Here is a 229-nt window from a genome sequence, read left to right as displayed (position 1 = left end):
ACAATCATTTGCCGCAGCTCGTCGTCCAGGTGCAGCAGCTCGGCGATCGCACTGCGCCCGCGATACCCGGTGCCCCGGCAGTGGCCGCAGCCCTTGCCATGCACAAAGTGGTAGTGGCCGACGTCTTTGGGATCGAGGCCCGAGGCAAGCAATTCGTCGTCGGTGGGGGTGACCGGCGCGCTGCAACTGGCGCAGACCAGGCGGATCAGCCGCTGCGCCAACACCGCGT

Annotated in this window: 1 pseudogene; it reads right to left on the bottom strand. The window is 67.2% G+C overall.

Annotated elements, in window-relative coordinates:
• A pseudogene (locus SB772_RS46285) lies at window positions 1–229 on the bottom strand (type II/IV secretion system protein); the annotation flags it as partial.

It is taken from the genome of Paraburkholderia sp. SIMBA_030, from assembly GCF_046535245.1.
Lineage (GTDB): Bacteria > Pseudomonadota > Gammaproteobacteria > Burkholderiales > Burkholderiaceae > Paraburkholderia.
This window is presented reverse-complemented; position numbering and strand designations above follow the sequence as displayed.